The 17,978-nt window shown below is 64.1% G+C and carries 19 protein-coding genes and 1 other RNA gene; all 20 read left to right on the top strand.

Annotated features, from left to right (window positions below; translation table 11 throughout):
* Positions 1-1,009: rod shape-determining protein (locus tag VN419_RS10570; protein ID WP_325647194.1), on the top strand; the 1,009-nt coding region annotated here is incomplete at its 5' end.
* A 1-nt stretch (position 1,010) separates the two neighbouring features.
* Positions 1,011-1,856, top strand: a complete 846-nt coding sequence (mreC, locus tag VN419_RS10565) for a rod shape-determining protein MreC (protein WP_325647193.1) — start codon at positions 1,011-1,013, stop codon at positions 1,854-1,856.
* 5 nt (positions 1,857-1,861) lie between these two features.
* Complete coding sequence (locus tag VN419_RS10560; RefSeq protein WP_325647192.1) at positions 1,862-2,329, top strand: hypothetical protein; 468 nt, start codon at positions 1,862-1,864, stop codon at positions 2,327-2,329.
* Positions 2,313-4,247, top strand: a complete 1,935-nt coding sequence (gene mrdA, locus VN419_RS10555; RefSeq protein WP_325647191.1) for a penicillin-binding protein 2 — start codon at positions 2,313-2,315, stop codon at positions 4,245-4,247. Before VN419_RS10560 ends, mrdA begins: the two co-directional genes overlap by 17 nt.
* A complete protein-coding gene (rodA, locus tag VN419_RS10550) occupies positions 4,244-5,359 on the top strand; it encodes a rod shape-determining protein RodA (protein ID WP_325647190.1) in 1,116 nt (371 codons plus the stop codon). Before mrdA ends, rodA begins: the two co-directional genes overlap by 4 nt.
* 265 nt (positions 5,360-5,624) lie before the next feature.
* A complete protein-coding gene (locus VN419_RS10545) occupies positions 5,625-6,047 on the top strand; it encodes an ATP synthase F0 subunit B (RefSeq protein WP_325647189.1) in 423 nt (140 codons plus the stop codon).
* 28 nt (positions 6,048-6,075) lie between these two features.
* On the top strand, positions 6,076-6,654 hold the full coding sequence (gene atpF / locus VN419_RS10540; protein ID WP_325647188.1) for a F0F1 ATP synthase subunit B: 579 nt from the start codon (positions 6,076-6,078) through the stop codon (positions 6,652-6,654).
* Positions 6,651-7,202 carry an ATP synthase F1 subunit delta gene (gene atpH / locus VN419_RS10535; RefSeq protein WP_325647187.1) on the top strand — a complete coding sequence of 184 codons (552 nt, stop codon included), beginning with the start codon at positions 6,651-6,653 and terminating at the stop codon, positions 7,200-7,202. The genes atpF and atpH overlap by 4 nt, the downstream gene beginning before the upstream one ends.
* 4 nt (positions 7,203-7,206) lie before the next feature.
* Positions 7,207-8,715, top strand: a complete 1,509-nt coding sequence (gene atpA / locus VN419_RS10530) for a F0F1 ATP synthase subunit alpha (protein WP_325647186.1) — start codon at positions 7,207-7,209, stop codon at positions 8,713-8,715.
* An 18-nt stretch (positions 8,716-8,733) separates the two neighbouring features.
* Positions 8,734-9,600 carry a F0F1 ATP synthase subunit gamma gene (locus VN419_RS10525; RefSeq protein ID WP_325647185.1) on the top strand — a complete coding sequence of 289 codons (867 nt, stop codon included), beginning with the start codon at positions 8,734-8,736 and terminating at the stop codon, positions 9,598-9,600.
* A gap of 19 nt (positions 9,601-9,619) precedes the next feature.
* Entirely contained in the window at positions 9,620-11,023 is a 1,404-nt protein-coding gene (atpD, locus tag VN419_RS10520) for a F0F1 ATP synthase subunit beta (protein ID WP_325647184.1), read from the top strand.
* A 10-nt stretch (positions 11,024-11,033) separates the two neighbouring features.
* Complete coding sequence (locus tag VN419_RS10515) at positions 11,034-11,456, top strand: F0F1 ATP synthase subunit epsilon (protein ID WP_325647183.1); 423 nt, start codon at positions 11,034-11,036, stop codon at positions 11,454-11,456.
* A 137-nt stretch (positions 11,457-11,593) separates the two neighbouring features.
* On the top strand, positions 11,594-12,970 hold the full coding sequence (glmU, locus tag VN419_RS10510) for a bifunctional UDP-N-acetylglucosamine diphosphorylase/glucosamine-1-phosphate N-acetyltransferase GlmU (protein ID WP_325647182.1): 1,377 nt from the start codon (positions 11,594-11,596) through the stop codon (positions 12,968-12,970).
* A 31-nt stretch (positions 12,971-13,001) separates the two neighbouring features.
* On the top strand, positions 13,002-13,184 hold the full coding sequence (locus VN419_RS10505) for a hypothetical protein (protein ID WP_325647181.1): 183 nt from the start codon (positions 13,002-13,004) through the stop codon (positions 13,182-13,184).
* Between the two features lie 15 nt (positions 13,185-13,199).
* Positions 13,200-13,451: a cell division protein ZapA gene (locus VN419_RS10500; RefSeq protein WP_325647180.1), complete on the top strand. Its 252-nt coding sequence runs from the start codon at positions 13,200-13,202 to the stop codon at positions 13,449-13,451.
* A gap of 39 nt (positions 13,452-13,490) precedes the next feature.
* Positions 13,491-13,675: non-coding RNA, 6S RNA (gene ssrS, locus VN419_RS10495), on the top strand.
* Between the two features lie 175 nt (positions 13,676-13,850).
* On the top strand, positions 13,851-15,419 hold the full coding sequence (rny, locus tag VN419_RS10490) for a ribonuclease Y (protein WP_325647179.1): 1,569 nt from the start codon (positions 13,851-13,853) through the stop codon (positions 15,417-15,419).
* Between the two features lie 99 nt (positions 15,420-15,518).
* Positions 15,519-15,971 carry a transcriptional repressor gene (locus VN419_RS10485; RefSeq protein ID WP_325647178.1) on the top strand — a complete coding sequence of 151 codons (453 nt, stop codon included), beginning with the start codon at positions 15,519-15,521 and terminating at the stop codon, positions 15,969-15,971.
* 101 nt (positions 15,972-16,072) lie between these two features.
* Complete coding sequence (locus VN419_RS10480; protein WP_325647177.1) at positions 16,073-16,624, top strand: ferritin-like domain-containing protein; 552 nt, start codon at positions 16,073-16,075, stop codon at positions 16,622-16,624.
* A gap of 216 nt (positions 16,625-16,840) precedes the next feature.
* Positions 16,841-17,978 (top strand): catalase (locus VN419_RS10475; RefSeq protein ID WP_325647176.1); only part of this gene is annotated, 1,138 nt, incomplete at its 3' end.

Genomic DNA, 17,978 nt, shown 5'->3' with positions numbered 1-17,978 from the left:
TTTCTCCACGGACCTTGCCATCGACCTTGGCACGGCCAACACGCTGGTCTACGTGAAGGGCGCGGGCGTCATGCTCTCCGAGCCCTCCGTGGTGGCCGTGAAGCGCGATTCGCGCGGCGGCAAGGTGGTGCTGGCCGTCGGCACGGAGGCCAAAAAAATGCTGGGCCGCACGCCCGGCAACATCGTGGCCATCCGCCCCATGAAGGACGGCGTCATCGCCGACTTCGAAGTCACCGAGGCCATGCTGCGCCACTTCATCTCCAAGGTGAACAACTCCCGCCGCCTGGTGCGTCCGCGCATCATGATCTGCGTGCCCACGGGCATCACCCAGGTTGAGAAGCGCGCGGTGAAGGAATCCGCCCAGAGCGCGGGCGCCCGCGAGGTCTACCTGATCGAGGAGCCCATGGCCGCGGCCATCGGCGCCAATCTGCCCATCACCGAAGCCACCGCGAACATGGTGGTCGACATCGGCGGCGGCACCACCGAAATCGCCGTCATCTCCCTGTCCGGCATCGTGTACGCCAAGAGCGTGCGCATCGGCGGCGACAAGATGGACGAGGCCATCATGCAGCATGTGAAGCGCAAGTACAACATGCTCATCGGCGAGAGCACGGCCGAGGACATCAAGATGACCATCGGCAGCGCCTACCCCGTGGAAGGCGCGGGCGAGATGGAAGTGCGCGGCCGCGACCTCGTCACCGGCATCCCGCAGAACCGCATCATCACCGCCGAGGAAGTGCGCGGCGCCATCTCCGAGCAGGTGGAGGGCATCGTGCAGGGCGTGCGCATCGCGCTCGAGCAGACCCCGCCCGAACTCGCCGCCGACATCGTCGACCGCGGCATCGTGCTCACCGGCGGCGGCGCGCTCCTGAAGGGCCTGGACAAGCTTTTGCAGCACGAGACCCAGCTGCCCATCACCGTGGTGGACGACCCGCTCACCGCCGTGGTGCTCGGCTCCGGCAAGGCGCTCGAGTGCATCGACCTGTACAGGGAAGTGACCACGGACTAGCGTGAACCCAAAGAAGATCGCCCTCTTCCTCGTCGCCGGGCTCTTCGTCTACCTGAGCCTCTACACCTGGAACCTGCGCTCCGGCCATTTGACGCGTCTGAGCACGTACTCCGGGCTGGACAGCGTGGGGATGGTGCTGCGGCCCGGCAAATGGCTGGGCGGCAGGACCGGTGACTTCGTCGAACGCTACGTGTCCCTTGTGGGCCTGAAGCAGGAGAACGAGGCCCTGGAGACCGAGGTGAAGGCCCTGCGCCTGGAGAACATGACCCTGCGCGAACGCGCCGAAGCCACCGCGCGGGTGGAGAAGCTGCTTGGCTTCCCCGAACCGCCGGAGTGGAAGCGAGAAGGCGCGCGGGTCGTGGCGCATCGCGTTGGCCCCACAGCCATTCTGGAGACCATCCTGGTGGACCGGGGCAAACTCTCCGGCGCGGTGGAGGATACCCCCGTGCTCTCCACCGAGGGCGTGGTGGGGCGCATCTACCGTGCCGGGCTTTCGGTCTCCACCGTGCTGCTCTTGATCGACCCCTCCAGCCGCATCGCCGTGGTCGGGCGCGACAACCGCGCCGCGGGCGTGGTGTACGGCATGGGCGCGGACCAGAGGCTCATGGTCAAATATGTGGGCCTCACCTCCACCATCGAGCAGGGCGAAATCCTCGTCACCTCCGGCATGGACGGCGTGTACCCCAAGGGCCTGCCCGTGGCCCGCGTCAGCGCCGTGAAGCGCGAGGAAGGCACCCTGTTCATGGACGTGCAGGCCGAGCCCCTGGTGGACATTCCCCGCCTGGAGGAAGTCCTGCTGCTCAAGCGCGCGGCCAAGCCCGAAGACACGCGCAACCTCTGGGAGTAGCGCCCATGTTGGCGGCCATCTGGTGGACCATCTTCACTGTGTGCGGCATCTGGGGGCAGGTGCTGGTGCCCGGCGTGGACTTCTTCGCTCCGGGCATGGCCATCAGCCTGCGCTGGCAAAAGCCCGTGGTCACGGTCATCCTGGCCCTGGTCTGGGTGGCCATCCAGGAAGGCGCGGGCGGTCTGGCCTTCGGCTACGGCATCCTGTGGTACTTCACCCTTTTCGCCCTGCTGACCCTGGGCCGCTGGCTGCTTGATCCGGGCAGCTTCCAGTTCCAGGCGCTGCTCGGCCTGGCGCTGGGCATCGCGCATCTGCTGCTGCTCTACCTCATGGCCGTGCTCGAGGTGCGGGCCTTTCCCTTCAAGCGCGTGCTGGGGGAATGCCTGCTGCAGACCCTCATCTATCCCGTTCTGTGGTACACGGCCGACAACCTCTTCCCCGACAGGCTGAAGCGTCATGAAGAATCTTCTTAGCGCCTCCAGCCAGAACATGCCCCGCTACGGGGCCAGCCTCCTGCAGTTCCTGGTGCTGGGGCTTTTCTGCCTGTTCGCCGTGCGCCTGTGGTACCTGCAAATCCACCTGGGCCCGGTGTTCACCGAAAAGAGCCGCAACAACCAGCTGCGCATTGAGTATCTCTTTGCCCCGCGCGGCTTCCTGCGCGATCGCAACGGCGAACTGCTGGCCGTCAACGAGCCCGCCTTCGCCCTGGGCCTTGTGCGCGAGGACTGTGAAGACATCCCCGCCACCCTGGAAAAAGTGTCCGAACTCACGGGCATTCCGGTGGAGCGCGTGAAGGAGATTTACACCCGCAACAAGCCCAAGGTGAAAAGCTTCGAGCCCCTGGTGCTTGCGCCGGACTTGACCTTCGACACCATCGCCAAGGTGGAGGGCGTGAGCGTGCGCTGGCCCGGACTCGAAATCCTCTCGCGCACGCGGCGCAAGTACAATTACGGGCACCTGCTCTCCCACGTGCTGGGCTATGTTTCGGAGGCCAACGAGGCCGAGATGCAGGCCGACCAGACCCTTTCCCTGGGCGACTTCGTGGGCAAGCAGGGGCTGGAGAACCGCCTGGACGACCGTCTGCGCGGGGCCAAGGGCAAGCGCCTCATCGAGGTGGACGTCACCGGCCGCAGGCTTTCCGAGGAGCAGCAGGGCGAACCCAGAGCCGGGGAGGAGATCTTCCTGTCCCTCGACCTTGGCCTGCAGCAGCTGGGGCACAAGCTGCTGGAGGGCAAGAGCGGAGCCGTGGTGGTCATGGACCCGGACACCGGGGAGGTGCATGCCCTGGTTTCCGAACCCAGCTACGATTCGAACATGTTCACCAACGGACTTTCCAGCGCCCAGTGGGCCAGTTTGCGCGACGACCCCCTGCACCCCTTGCAGAACCGCGCCACCCAGAGCGTGTATCCTCCGGGTTCGGTGTTCAAGCTGGTCATCGCCGCCGCGGCCCTGCACTACGGCCTGGTGGACCCCAAGGAAACCGTGACCTGCACCGGCGAAGTGGCCCTGGGCAACCACGTGTTCCGCTGCTGGAAACACTCCGGCCACGGGGCGGTGAACTTCCAGCGCGCCCTGGTCGAGTCGTGCGACACCTATTTCTACAAGCTCGGCATGAAGCTCGGCGTGGACCGCATGAGCGAATTCGCCAAGGCCTCCGGCTTCGGCTCCCTCACGGGCGTCAACCTGCCGCACGAAAAAAGCGGGCTCATCGCCAGCCGGGAATGGAAGGAGAAGCGCTTCGGCGTGCGCTGGACCAAGGGCGAGGACCTGAACATGTCCATCGGCCAGGGCTATACCGTCACCTCGCCCCTGCAGGTGGCGCGCTACATCGCCGCGCTCATCAACGGCGGCAAGCTCATGCGCCCGGCCCTCATCAAGGGCGAAAAGCCCCAGGTGACGGGTCAGCTGCCCCTGACGGAAGAGCAGTCGGGCATCGTCAAGCGGGCCATGATCGCCACGGTGGAGGACCCGCGCGGCACCTGCCACAGGGTGCTCACCCCCGGCGTGGTGGTGGGCGCCAAGACCGGCAGCGCCCAGGTGGTGCGCCTGACGGACGAACTCAAACGCATGGGCGACGGCGTTCCCTATAAATATCGCGACCACGCCTGGATGGCCGGATTCGGCGAGCAGGCGGGCAAGCGCTTCGTCATCGTGGCCATGGTGGAGCACGGCATGCACGGCGCTTCCGGCGCGGGTCCGGTGGTCAAGGCCATGCTGAACGCCCTGTTCATGGGCAAGAAGGAGCTGCCGCCCCAGGACGTGGCCGGCGCCGCCGCGCCCACGGCCAGCCCCGCCGCCAGGCTGGAGGCCGTGGAGACGCAGTTCCCGGAGCCGCCGCAGGCCCTGCCCTCCACGCCCATCGAGACTCCGCGCAAGGAAGGCAACGAATGAGCCCCATCGACAGGCGGATGTTCTACCACGTCAACTGGCGGCTGGTGGGCGTGCTGGGCGCGCTCTTCGCCATCGGCGTGCTGAACCTGTACTCCGCCAGCGGCGTGCGCCTGGGCGACGGCGTGCAGGTGGAGAACTACTACCAGAAGCAGCTCATCTGGGGCGCCATCGGGCTCATCGGCATGGTGGCCTTCATGATCTTCGACTACCGCCGCCTGCATGCCGTGGCCTGGCCCATGTACGCCCTGACCCTGGTGCTGCTTCTGGCGGTGCCGTTCATCGGCAAGACAGTGCTGGGCGCGCGCAGATGGCTCGACTTCGGGCTGTTCAGCTTCCAGCCGAGCGAGCTGGCCAAGTTCACCGTGCTGCTCCTTGGCGCGCGGCTGCTTTCCGGCGACTCGGAGCGGCTGAACCTGCGCGAACTGGCCACGGTGCTGGGCCTGGGCCTCGTGCCCGCGCTCATGATCATCAAGCAGCCAGACCTGGGCACGGGCATGCTGGTGCTTTTGCTTTTGACCGGACTCATCCTGTTCCGGGGCGTCAAGCCCTGGCTGTTCCGCACCCTGTGCGTGCTGGTGCCGCTCGTCATGCCCCTGTTCTGGTTCGTCCTGAAGGACTACCAGAAACGGCGCATCCTGGCCTTCCTCGACCCGGCCACAGATCCGCTGGGTTCCGGCTACCACATCCTCCAGTCGGAGATCGCCGTGGGGTCCGGCCGGCTCTTCGGCAAGGGCTTCCTTGGCGGCACCCAAAGCCAGCTGCGCTTCCTGCCGGAAAAGCACACAGACTTCGCCGTGGCCGTGTTCGGCGAGGAATGGGGCTTCTTCGGCATGATCACCATCCTCGGCCTGTTCTGCGCCTTCCTGTACCAGATCGCGGTGGTTGCGCGCGACGCCAAGGACCCCTACGGCAGCTATCTGGCCGCGGGCGTGTTCTTCTACTTCTTCTGGCAAATCCTCATCAACATGGGCATGGTCATGGGCCTCATGCCCGTGGTGGGCGTGCCCCTGCCCTTCGTCAGCTACGGCGGCAGTGCAACCCTGGTCAACTTCAGCCTGGTCGGCCTCGTTTTAAACGTGTCCATGCGCCGCTACCTGTTCAAGCAGACCTAAGACCATCTCCACCCCTTTCGGCCCGGTTTATTTCATACCGCCGAATACCCTTCGCCACGCCCATGGCACAGATTTCACAAGCCGTGGAGCCGGAATCGGATTTTGCCGAGATTGCCCGCGAAGCCTAGAAAACCAAGGCGTGGCGGCACGTAAGGAGCCGGGAAAAACGAAAAAAGGCTTTGACAGGTCTCAGGGGGTGGTGTAAGTCCCCTCTGACTTTGGACCAAATTTCACAATCCCATTATCCAAAGCGCTGGGGGCCGTAATGATAGATTTCGACATCACGTTTTTTATTCAGCTGGTCAACTTCCTCATCACGATGGTGGCGCTGAACATGCTCCTGATCACTCCCATCCGGGAAAAGATCAAGGAGCGCAACGCGCTCATGGCCAACCAGTTGGCCAGCATCGAGGGCTTCACCTCCAGCGCCGACGAGAAGCTGAAAGGCTACGAGCAGGCTCTGGACTCCACGCGTCAGCAGGGACTTGAGCTGCGCAAGCAGCTGCGTGCCGAAGGCGCGGGCGAGGAACAGCAGATCATGGCCGTTGCGGGCAAGGATGTGGCCGCGACCATGAAAGCCAACATGGATGCAATCTCCGCCCAGGTGGCGAGCGCCAAGCAGGCCCTCTCCGCCGACGTGGAGAAATTCGCGCAGAAGGCCACGGCCAAGATTCTTGGCCAGGCCTAAGCCGAAAGGAAGAAGGAGGGGGAACATTTTGAAAGTTGCACGGCACACAGTACTGACCCTGATCGGCGTCCTTGCGTTCACCGCGCTGGCCTACGCCAGCGGGGGCGAGGGCGGCGAAGCCCATGAAGGACTGCCCTGGGCCAACTATGGCTGGCGCGTCCTGAACTTCGTCATCTTCATCTTCCTGCTCTACAAGTTCGCGGGCGCCAAGGCTGCGGCCTTCTTCGGCGGCCGTCGCGCGCAGATCAAGAAGGATCTTGAGGATCTGGAGTCCCGCAAGGCCGAGGCCGACAAGCGCCTCAAGGACGTCGAGAGCGGCATCCGCAACCTGGAGCAGGAAAAGGCCGCCATCCTGGCCGAAGCCAAGACCCAGGGCGAAGCCATCAAGGCCGCCATCATCGAGAAGGCCCACAAGGACGCCGCGGCCATGCAGGCCCAGGCCGTCACCAGCGCGGAGAACGAAGCCCGCGCCGCCTTCGACCGCGTGCGCGGCGAGATCGCGGACCAGGTCATCGAGCAGGCTACTAAAATCGTGCGCGAGAAGCTCACCGGTGAAGATCATGAGCGCCTCGTGGATGAATACTTAACAAAGGTGGTGCTCAATTGAGCGGGAACATCGTCGCGCGCAGGTACGCCAAGGCGCTGTTCACCGTGGGCATGAAGCAAGGCGCTGCCGAGCTTGAGACCTACGGGACACAGCTTGCCGGGTTGGCTGGGGCATTGGCGGAGTCGCCGGAGGCCATGCGGTTCTTCCGCAATCCGGTCTTCAGCGTTGAGGAGAAAAAGGCCGTTCTGAAGCAGATCACGAGCCAGCTGGGCGTTTCCCAGATGCTGGTGAATTTCGTGAGCCTGCTTGCCGACAAGAGCCGTCTCGACTCTCTCCCCGGGATTGCCGAGGACTTCGGAGCCATGCTCGATGAGAAGAATGGCATCGTTTCCGGCAAGCTCGTCACCGCCGTAAACCTTTCCGATGCCCGGAAGGTGGAATTGAAAGAACGGCTGGAGAAGCAGACCGGCAAGAAGCTGGTTCTCGACTTCGGCACCGACGCCGACATCCTGGGCGGGGTGGTGCTGCAGATCGGCGACAGCGTGCTCGACGCCAGTCTGCGCGCTCAGCTGAACATTTTGAAAGAAACCATCAAGAGGGGTGAGTAGGGCCATGCAGATCAAAGCGGAAGAAATCAGCAAAATCATTGAGGGACAAATCCAGAATTACGAGTCCCGCGTGGAAATGAGCGAGACCGGCACCGTTCTGTACGTCGGTGACGGCATCGCCCGCGTGCATGGCGTGAAAAACGCCATGGCCATGGAGCTCCTGGAGTTCCCCGGCGGCCTCAAGGGCATGGTGCTCAACCTCGAAGAGGACAACGTCGGCGTCGCGCTGCTGGGTGACTGCACCGAGATCAAAGAGGGCGACCCTGTCAAGCGCACGGGCCAGATCTTCTCCGTGCCCGTCGGCGAGGCCGTTCTCGGCCGCGTCATCGACCCCCTGGGCAACCCCATCGACGGTCTCGGCCCCATTCTGGCCAAGGAGACCCGCCCGGTGGAGCTGAAGGCCCCCGGCATCATCGCCCGTAAGTCGGTCCACCAGCCCATGATGACCGGCCTCAAGGCCATCGACGCCATGACCCCGGTTGGCCGCGGCCAGCGCGAACTGGTCATCGGCGACCGTCAGGTCGGCAAGACCGCGGTCTGCATCGACGCCATCCTCGCCCAGAAGGGCGGCGACGTGAAGTGCTTCTACGTGGCCATCGGCCAGAAGAAAGCCACCGTCGCCCTCGTGGCCGACACCCTGCGTCGCTACGGCGCCATGGACTACACCACCATCATCTCCGCCACCGCTTCCGAGCCTGCGCCGCTGCAGTTCATCGGCGCCTACTCCGGCTGCACCATGGCTGAGTACTACCGCGACTCGGGCAAGCACGCGCTCATCATTTACGACGACCTGTCCAAGCAGGCTGTCGCTTACCGCCAGATGTCGCTCTTGCTCCGCCGCCCTCCCGGACGCGAAGCCTTCCCCGGCGACGTCTTCTACCTGCACTCCCGCCTGCTGGAGCGCGCCTGCAAGGTCAATGACAGCCTCGGCGCCGGTTCGCTGACCGCCCTGCCCATCATTGAGACCCAGGCCGGCGACGTGTCCGCGTACATCCCGACCAACGTCATCTCCATCACCGACGGTCAGGTGTACCTGGAGCCCGCGCTGTTCAACGCCGGCATCCGCCCGGCCATCAACGTCGGCCTCTCGGTCTCCCGCGTCGGCGGCGCCGCCCAGATCAAGGCCATGAAGCAGGTTGCCGGCACCCTGCGCCTCGACCTCGCCCAGTACCGCGAGCTCGCCGCCTTCGCGCAGTTCGGCTCCGACCTGGACAAGGCCACCCAGCAGAAGCTCAACCGCGGCGCCCGCCTGGTCGAGCTGCTGAAGCAGCCCCAGTACCAGCCCATGAGCGCCGTTGAGCAGGTCATCTCCCTGTACGCCGGCACCCGCGGCTTCATGGACGATGTGCCGCTGGACGCCGTCCGCAAGTTCGAGACCGAGCTGCTGGAGTTCATGCGCAACTCCAAGGCTGACGTGATCAGCTCCATTACCGAGAAACAGGCCCTGGACGCTGACATCGAAGGTCGCATGAAGGCCGGCATCGAAGAGTTCAAGAAGGGCTTCCGCGCCTAACCGGCGCAGGAGGGTGCAATGGCTTCCCTGAGGGATGTCAAAACGAAAATAGGCGCGGTCAAGAAGACCAAGCAGATTACCAAGGCCATGAATATGGTGGCCTCGGCGAAGCTGCGCAACGCCCAGAGCCGCATTGAGCGGTTCAAGCCGTATGCGCAGAAGTTCTTCGAAATGCTTGGCGATCTTGCTGCCGGAGCGGACGAGTCGGTCCATCCGCTTCTGGCTAAGCGCGAGGAAAAAAAGACCGTTGGCATCGTGATTGTCACCTCTGACCGCGGCCTGTGCGGCAGCTTCAACGCCAACATCATCAAGGCGGCTCTCAAGCTCGCCAAGGAGAAAAAGGCCGAGGGCCTGGGCGTGAAGTTCTACTGCGTGGGCAAGAAGGGACGCGACGCCGTCCGCAAGGCCGAACATGAGATCGTGGTCCAGTACCGCGACGTCATGAACAGCTTTGACTTCACGCTGGCCAGCAAGCTGGGTGGCGAGCTCATCAACTCCTTCCTTGACGGAACCCTGGATGAAGTCGTGCTCTGCTACGGCGAGTTCATCAGCATGGGCCGCCAGGTTCCTGTCGCTCAGACCGTGCTCCCCATCAGCGGGACTCCTGGCGAGGCGACCAGCAGCGGCAAGGATTACGTCTACGAGCCTTCTGTCGAAGGTTTGCTGGCCGAACTCCTGCCCCGCTTCGTGAAGGTGCAGGTGTACCGTGGCATGCTTGATACGTCCGCCAGCGAACATGCCGCCCGCATGACCGCCATGGACAACGCCACCCGCGCCTGCGACGACATGATCAATTCACTGACGCTGCTTTACAACAAGACGCGTCAGGCGGCCATTACCAGAGACCTGATGGATATTGTCGGCGCCACTGAAGCGTTGAAATGATAAAAGGGGGCCTAAACAAATGAGTGCTAACGTTGGTAAAATCGTGCAGGTTATCGGCGCCGTCGTGGACGTCGAGTTTCCTGAGGGGAAATTGCCCCACATCTTGAACGCGGTTGACATCAAGAATCCGAACAACACGGACGCGCCCGACCTGATCTGCGAAGTTGCGCAGCACCTCGGCAACAACGTCGTCCGCACCATCGCCATGGACGCCACCGAAGGTCTCGTCCGCGGCATGGAAGTGACCGACACCGGCGAAGCCATCCAGGTGCCCGTGGGCATCGGCGCGCTTGGCCGCATCATCAACGTCGTTGGCCGTCCTGTGGACGAAATGGGCCCGATCAAGACCGACAAGCACATGTCGATCCACCGCTCGGCTCCCCCCTTCGTCGACCAGAACACCAAGGTCGAAGTGCTCGAGACCGGCATCAAGGTCGTTGACCTCTTGATCCCCTTCCCCAAGGGCGGCAAGATGGGCCTCTTCGGCGGCGCCGGCGTGGGCAAGACCGTTATTCTCATGGAAATGATCAACAACATCGCCAAGCACCACGGCGGTCTGTCCGTGTTCGCGGGCGTGGGCGAGCGTACCCGCGAGGGCAACGACCTCTACCACGAGTTCAAGGACGCCGGCATTCTGGACAAAGCCGCGTTGGTGTACGGTCAGATGAACGAGCCCCCGGGAGCCCGTGCCCGCGTCGCCCTCACCGGTCTGACCATCGCTGAGAACTTCCGCGATGCCGACGGCCAGGACGTGCTGCTGTTCATCGACAACATCTTCCGCTTCACCCAGGCGGGTTCGGAAGTGTCGGCGCTGCTCGGCCGCATGCCCTCCGCGGTGGGTTACCAGCCTACGCTGGGCACCGACCTTGGCGAACTGCAGGAGCGCATCACCTCCACCACCAAGGGTTCGATCACCTCGGTGCAGGCCGTTTACGTGCCCGCCGACGACTTGACCGACCCCGCCCCGGCCACGACCTTCTCGCACCTGGACGGCACCCTCGTGCTTTCCCGCCAGATCGCCGAGCTGGGCATCTACCCCGCGGTCGACCCGCTGGACTCCACCTCGCGCATCCTGGACCCCCTGGTCCTCGGCGTGGAGCACTACTCGGTCGCCCGCTCGGTGCAGATGATTCTGCAGAAGTACAAGGAACTCCAGGACATCATCGCGATCCTTGGTATGGACGAGCTCTCTGACGACGACAAGCTCCTCGTCGGCCGCGCCCGCCGCATCCAGCGCTTCCTGTCCCAGCCGTTCCACGTGGCCGAAGCCTTCACCGGCAAGCCCGGCCGCTACGTCAAGCTCGAAGACACCATCAAGGGCTTCAAAGAGATCATCGACGGCAAGCACGACGAGATCCCGGAGAGCGCCTTCTACATGGTGGGCGACATCAACGAGGCCATTGAAAAGGCCAAGCAGGGATAGGTAGGACGCCATGTCCAAGAAGCTGCTGCTTGAAATCGTGACGCCTGACCGCAAGGTCCTCTCGCAGGACGTTGACTACGTCGGCGCTCCCGGCGCGCTGGGTGAATTCGGTGTACTGCCGAACCACATCCCCTTCTTGTCCGCGCTGGGCATTGGCAACCTGTACTACAAGGACGACGGGAAAACCCACTACGTCTTTGTGTCCGGCGGGTTTGCCGAGGTCAGCCCCGAGAAGGTCACCATCCTGGCAGAGGCGGCGGAAAAGGCGGCGGACATCGACCTGGAACGCGCCCGCAAGGCCCAGGACCGCGCCCATCAGCGGCTCCAGCGCACCCAGGAGAAGATCGACAACGCCCGCGCCCAGGCCGCGCTGCGTCGGTCCCTGGCCCGCTTGAACTGCCGCAACTCCGGCGAAAAGGCCGGGACGTGCTAACACACGCCCAGCCCGTCTGATACGGCGCAAGGCCATCACCACAAACAAGGCAGGTCGGACTATTCCGGCCTGCCTTTTCTTTTTGCCGAAAAGATGCGAAAAAGCGCGCGAATGATCATCATCCCTTAGGAGCCGCCATGCCCCACGCCAATACCATCGCCGTCATCCTGGCCGCAGGAAAGGGCACCCGCATGCATTCCGACAAGCCCAAGGCCTTGCAGACGCTTTTGGGCGAAACCATGCTGGGCTGCGTGGCCGCCACAGCGGCCCAGGTCGCCGCATCGGTGCTCACCGTCGTCGGCCATGGGCACGAGCTGGTGCGCAAGGCCCACCCGGAACTGGCGGAAGGCTTTGTGCTCCAGGCCGAGCAGAAGGGCACGGGCCACGCCCTGCAGGCGGCCTGGGAGCGCGTGCGCGCCAGCGGTGCCACGCACTGTCTGGTGCTCAACGCCGACGCCCCCCTGGTGACGCCGCAGGACCTGGATGAGTTGATGAACACCGCGCGCGAGGGCGCGGACATCGCCTTCCTGTCCGCCGTGCTGCCCGATGCAGGCTCCTTCGGCCGCGTGCTGCGTGGCGACGACGGCGAGGTGACGGGCATAGTCGAGGCCAAGGATTTCGACCCCGCCCAACACGGTCAGGATACCGGCGAAGTGAACACCGGGCTCTTCTGCCTCTCCGTGGCCGCTGTGGAGGCCGTGCTCTTCTCCCTCACCAGCGCCAACCGCGCGGGCGAATATTACATCACCGACCTGGTGGCCCACGGCGTGGCCGCAGGGATGCAGGTCCACGCCCTCAGGCGCGAGGCCGCCCTGGACCTGCTCGGCGTCAATTCGCCCCTGGAGCTGGCCCAGGCCGAGGAACGCCTGCGCAGCGCCACCGCACAGCGGCTGCTTGAATCCGGTGTTCTCTTGCACCACCCGGAAAGCGTCGTTGTAGGCCCGCGCGCCGTTGTGGAACCAGGAGCGGAGCTCACCGGCCCCTGCCGTGTGCTGGGCGCGAGCGTCGTCTCGCGCGGGGCCAGGCTCGGCGCGTTCAGCCAGATCACGGACAGCGTGCTTGAGCCCGGCTGCGAGGTGCGCGAGCACTGCCACCTGCAGGGCGCGCACCTCTCCCCGGGCAGCGACTGCGGACCCTTTGCCCGCCTGCGCCCAGGCGCGGAACTGCGCGAGCGCGCGCATGTGGGCAATTTTGTGGAGATGAAGAAATCCGTGCTGGGCCCCGGGGCCAAGGCCGGGCACCTGTCCTACCTGGGCGATGCCCAGATCGGGGCCGGAGCCAACATCGGCGCGGGCACCATTACCTGCAATTACGACGGGGTGAACAAGCACGCCACACACATCGGGGCCAACTCCTTCATCGGCAGCAACACCGCCCTGGTGGCCCCGGTGAAGGTGGGCGCGAATGCACTGGTGGGCGCGGGCTCTGTCATCACCAAGGATGTGCCGGACCAGGCCCTGGCCATTGCCCGCGGCAAGCAGAGCAATCTTGAGCGCCGGGGCAAGAAGTCTTGATTTCAGAAACGGGAAGCGTTACATTGTGACTATGGAACTCATCGAAAGGTTGGAAGCGCGATTTGGTGAACTCTTGACGCGCGTCCGGCAGCTGGAAGAGGAAAACCAGGCCCTGGCCCTGCAAGTCGAGGCCGAGGCAGGAAAAAGACGGGAGATCCAGAACCGCATCGAGGCCCTTCTGGTGAAGGTGCAGGCATCGCTTGGCGGGCAATAGGCCCGGATAACAGTCATGCCGAGCTACACCATAACGGTCAATGGACTGGAGATCTCCTTCAAGACGGATGCGGACCAAGAACGCATTCAGGCAGCCCAGGTCTTGCTCGAAGAACGCTTCGCCGAGCTGAGCAAGGGTGGTCGGTATATAAGCAGGGAGAAACTGCTCACGCTTCTGGCGCTGGGGATGGCGGACGACTATCTCGAAACGCGGCGGAAGCTGGCGGGCCTGGAGGCCCGCATGCAGGAACTCTTGGAGAGGCGATAACAGGCTGGAAAAGCAGCCTTGCGCATAGGAACAGCGGGAAAACCCCTGGGGAGTTCGTGATTGTTTTTGAGTTCTTGAGCCAATATGTACTAAATGGGATTCGCCAGCGTCCACCCGTGTGCATACCCGCCTTCTGAGCGGGCAGCCTGACGGTGGGCCGGAGGAGCCCCCCTCGTTAAACGAGGTTCAAAACTCCAGAAGCAACACGGCGCCCCGGGGCTAAAGGCCCCGGAGGCCTTTTATGGTTTGTCCCGCCCACCGCAGACGCAATCCCATCCTCTTCAAGTCACCCTGCCCTAAACGGTTCACGTACGAGCACGGCCTTCGGACCCATGTCCGGGCGACCGCGCGCGCATCAGGCCCGCATGGCCTGTCCATATAACCGGTAAGGAGCAGCGCATGACAGATTCCAGCCTGTTGCTCATCGCCCTCGACGGCCTGGCGCTCATTGTCGGCCTCGTCGGCGGCTACTACTTCAGCGGCTACCTGTCCAAAAAACGCAACCAAGACGCCCAGGATCTGGCGGCCCGCATCGTGGAGGAATCCAGGAAAGAGGCCGAGGCCACCCGCAAGGAGGCCCGTGTCCAGGCTCAGGACGAAATCTTCGCCCTCAAGAAAGAACAGGAGCAGGAATACAAGGACCGCGAGCAGACCCTGAAGCGCGAGCAGGCCCGTTTGCAGGAAAAGGAAGAGCGCCTGGAAAGCAAGCTCGAAAAGGTCGCCCAGAAGGAATCCGGCGTCGTCGAGCTGGAAAAGCGCCTCATCAAGCAGGAAAAGAGCCTGGCCGAGAAGCAGGAAGAGCTTGAGGCCGCAAGCGACGTGCACCAGCGCAAGCTGCAGGAGATTTCCGGCCTCACGGTGGAGGAGGCCAAGGAACGCCTCATGAGCGAGGTCGAGTCGCGCACGCGCCACGAGGCCGCGCGCATGATCCGCAACATCGAGACCGAAGCCAAGGAAGTGGCGGGCAAGAAGGCCAAGGAGATCCTCTCCCTGGCCATCCAGCGCTATGCGGGAGACTACGTCTCCGAGCAGACCGTCACCGCCGTGACCCTGCCCAGCGAGGAAATGAAGGGCCGCATCATCGGCCGCGAGGGCCGCAATATCCGCGCCCTGGAAGCCGCCACCGGCGTCGACCTGATCATCGACGACACGCCGGAGACGGTGGTGCTCTCCGCCTACAGCCCGCTTAGGCGCGAAGTGGCCAAGCAGGCCCTGGAGCGCCTCATCCACGACGGCCGCATCCACCCCGCCCGCATCGAGGACATCGTGCGCAAGGTGGAGCAGGAAATGGACGTGAAGCTGCGCGAGATCGGCGAGCAGGCCACCTTCGACGTGGGCGTGCACGGCATCCACCCGGAGATCGTGAAGCTGCTGGGCCAGCTGCACTACCGCACCAGCTACTCCCAGAACGTGCTCCAGCACTCCATTGAGGTGGCCTTCCTCTGCGGCATCATGGCCGCCGAGCTTGGCCTGGACGAGAAGATGGCCAAGCGCGCCGGGCTCCTGCACGACCTGGGCAAGGCCGTTGACCACGAGATCGAAGGCCCCCACGCCGTCATCGGCGCGGACATCGCCAAGAAGCACGGCGAGATCCAGGAAATCGTGCACGCCATCCAGGCCCACCACGAGGACGTGCCGCCCCAGACGGCCATCGCCACCCTGGTGCAGGCCGCGGACAGCCTCTCCGGCGCGCGCCCCGGCGCCCGCAAGGAGCTCTTGGAGAACTACGTCAAGCGCCTTGAGGAACTGGAGAACATCGCCACCAGCTTCGGCGGCGTGTCCAAGGCCTACGCCATCCAGGCCGGACGCGAGGTGCGCGTCATGGTCGACGCCGAGCGCGTGCCCGACGAGCAGACCTACCTGCTGGTGAAGGACATCGCCACCAAGATCGAGAACAACATGACCTACCCCGGCCAGATCCGCGTCACGGTGATCCGCGAGAAGCGCGCCGTGGGCTACGCCAAGTAGCCACGCACCCACTTCGTCATTCCGAGGCCGGGGCGCGCAGGCGCTCCGGCCTTTTTCACGCCCTTGCCCCGGCGCTCCGCGTGTCTTACACTTAAGTCCATGCACGACGCAGCAAACACCTCACGCCTGGACGCCCTGCTCGCGGGGCTTAAGGCCAGCGGCCACAGGCTGACGCCCCAGCGCGTGGCCATCGTGCGCGAGCTGGTCTCCCGCGCCGACCACCCCAGCGTGGAGCAGTTGCACGCGGCCATCCTGCCAGACTATCCCACCACCAGCCTGGCCACGGTGTACAAAACCATCCACCTGCTGAAGGAGCGCGGCGAAGTGCTGGAGCTGGGCTTCGGCGAGCTGGGCAGCCGCTACGACGGACGCAGGCCGGAGCCCCATCCGCACCTCATCTGCACCGCCTGCGGCGGCATCACCGATCCCGACGAGGGCGGGGAAGGCTTGTCCGAAATGGTGCGGCAGCTGGCCGCGCAGTCCGGCTTCGACGTCAAAGCCCATCGCTTCGACCTCTTCGGCCTGTGCGCGCGCTGCCGCGATAAGGGGTAAAGCCTCTCCCCTTGCCTCGCGCCGCACAATCTCCTACAAATGAATCCAGTGGAGTAGCCCGTTTCGGGCCTGCTGGAAAACAATACGCACGGAGGTGCCTCATGGCTGTTGAGAGCAGGGAAAAGCGCAAGGCCAAGGTGTTGGAGGTGCTGAACAAGGCGCGGGCCATGGAGCTGTACGCCATCAGCCAGTATATGAACCAGCATTACAACCTGGATGACAAAGACTTTGGCGAAATGGCCGCCAACATGAAACTCATCGCCATCGACGAGATGCGCCACGCCGAGATGTTCGCCGAACGCATCAAGGAACTCGGCGGCGAACCCGTTTCCAGCGGCGACGGCACCGTGGTGAAGGGCCAGGACGTGCGCAAGATCTTCGTCTTCGACACCGAACTCGAGGACAACACCATCGACGCCTACAACCAGTTCCTCATGGCCTGCCGCGAAAACGGCGACAACATCAGCGCCAACCTCTTCCAGGCCATCATCGACGAGGAGCAGATCCACTACAACCACTTCGACAACGTCGCCGACCACATCAAAACCCTGGGCGACACCTACCTCGCGCGCATCGCGGGCACGCCTTCCACCACGGGCGGCACCACCAAGGGCTTCGCCCTGCCCGGAGCCGCCGGCGGCGCGGGCGGCTAAGCGCGCCACAGAGCATCGCCACGCACGGGCGGGCAGGGCCATAAACGCCTTGTCCGCCCTTCTTTTTGCCCTTGGCTGTTGACAACTTTCATTCTTTACGGATAATCATTGTCCATAAGCTCCACCGAATACGCACCGGTGCTTGCATAACGCGTCAGCTCTGCTATGGCTTGCCATAACCCCCAAAAGCATCCCCCAAACCCTATGGAGGCGAACATGGCCAAGAAAAAGCTCACCACCAACGCGGGCGCGCCCGTGGTCGACAACCAGAACGTGCTCACCGCCGGGCCGCGCGGTCCCATGCTTTTGCAAGACGTCTGGTTCCTGGAAAAGCTGGCCCACTTCGACCGCGAGGTCATCCCGGAGCGGCGCATGCACGCCAAGGGCTCCGGCGCTTACGGCACCTTCACCGTCACCCACGACATAAGCAAATACACCCGCGCCAAGCTGTTCAGCAAAATCGGAAAAAAGACCGACGTGTTCCTGCGCTTCTCCACCGTGGCGGGCGAACGCGGCGCGGCCGATGCCGAACGCGACATCCGCGGCTTCGCCATGAAGTTCTACACCGAGGAAGGAAACTGGGACCTGGTTGGCAACAACACGCCCGTGTTCTTCCTGCGCGATCCCCTGAAATTCCCGGACCTGAACCACGCCGTGAAGCGCGACCCGCGCACCAACATGCGCAGCGCCAAGAACAACTGGGACTTCTGGTCCAGCCTGCCCGAGGCCCTGCACCAGGTCACCGTTGTCATGAGCGACCGGGGCATTCCGGCCAGCTACCGGCACATGCACGGCTTCGGCAGCCACACCTTCAGCTTCATCAACAAGAAGAACGAGCGTTTCTGGTGCAAGTTCCACCTGCGCACCCAGCAGGGCATCAAGAACCTCACCGACGCCGAAGCCGAGGCTCTGGTGGCCAAGGACCGCGAAAGCCATCAGCGCGACCTGTACGAGGCCATCGAAAAAGGCGACTTCCCGCGCTGGATCTTCGCGGTCCAGGTCCTCACCGACAAGCAGGCCAAGGCCCTGCCCTACCACCCCTTCGACCTGACCAAGGTCTGGAAGCACAAGGACGCGCCCCTCATGGACGTGGGCGTGCTCGAACTGAACCGCAATCCAGAGAACTACTTCGCCGAGGTGGAACAGGCCGCCTTCAACCCGGCCAACGTGGTGCCCGGAATCTCCTTCTCGCCCGACAAGATGCTGCAGGGACGCCTCTTCTCCTACGGCGATGCCCAGCGCTACCGCCTGGGCGTGAACCATCACCTCATCCCCGTGAACGCCGCCCGCTGCCCCTTCCACAGCTATCACCGCGACGGAGCCATGCGCGTGGACGGCAACCACGGCAGCACCC

Source organism: Humidesulfovibrio sp. (genome assembly GCF_035560995.1).
GTDB lineage: Bacteria > Desulfobacterota > Desulfovibrionia > Desulfovibrionales > Desulfovibrionaceae > Humidesulfovibrio.
Note: the sequence above shows the minus strand (reverse complement) of the source record. Positions and strands in the feature narration are given on the sequence as shown.

Bases quoted from the DNA above. Each gene is read 5' to 3' on its own strand.
- VN419_RS10560 (WP_325647192.1), top strand. From the start codon at position 1,862: ATGTTGGCGGCCATCTGGTGGACCATCTTCACTGTGTGCGGCATCTGG.
- mrdA (WP_325647191.1), top strand. From the start codon at position 2,313: ATGAAGAATCTTCTTAGCGCCTCCAGCCAGAACATGCCCCGCTACGGG.
- rodA (WP_325647190.1), top strand. From the start codon at position 4,244: ATGAGCCCCATCGACAGGCGGATGTTCTACCACGTCAACTGGCGGCTG.
- VN419_RS10545 (WP_325647189.1), top strand. From the start codon at position 5,625: ATGATAGATTTCGACATCACGTTTTTTATTCAGCTGGTCAACTTCCTC.
- atpA (WP_325647186.1), top strand. From the start codon at position 7,207: ATGCAGATCAAAGCGGAAGAAATCAGCAAAATCATTGAGGGACAAATC.
- VN419_RS10525 (WP_325647185.1), top strand. From the start codon at position 8,734: ATGGCTTCCCTGAGGGATGTCAAAACGAAAATAGGCGCGGTCAAGAAG.
- atpD (WP_325647184.1), top strand. From the start codon at position 9,620: ATGAGTGCTAACGTTGGTAAAATCGTGCAGGTTATCGGCGCCGTCGTG.
- VN419_RS10515 (WP_325647183.1), top strand. From the start codon at position 11,034: ATGTCCAAGAAGCTGCTGCTTGAAATCGTGACGCCTGACCGCAAGGTC.
- glmU (WP_325647182.1), top strand. From the start codon at position 11,594: ATGCCCCACGCCAATACCATCGCCGTCATCCTGGCCGCAGGAAAGGGC.
- VN419_RS10505 (WP_325647181.1), top strand. From the start codon at position 13,002: ATGGAACTCATCGAAAGGTTGGAAGCGCGATTTGGTGAACTCTTGACG.
- VN419_RS10500 (WP_325647180.1), top strand. From the start codon at position 13,200: ATGCCGAGCTACACCATAACGGTCAATGGACTGGAGATCTCCTTCAAG.
- rny (WP_325647179.1), top strand. From the start codon at position 13,851: ATGACAGATTCCAGCCTGTTGCTCATCGCCCTCGACGGCCTGGCGCTC.
- VN419_RS10485 (WP_325647178.1), top strand. From the start codon at position 15,519: ATGCACGACGCAGCAAACACCTCACGCCTGGACGCCCTGCTCGCGGGG.
- VN419_RS10480 (WP_325647177.1), top strand. From the start codon at position 16,073: ATGGCTGTTGAGAGCAGGGAAAAGCGCAAGGCCAAGGTGTTGGAGGTG.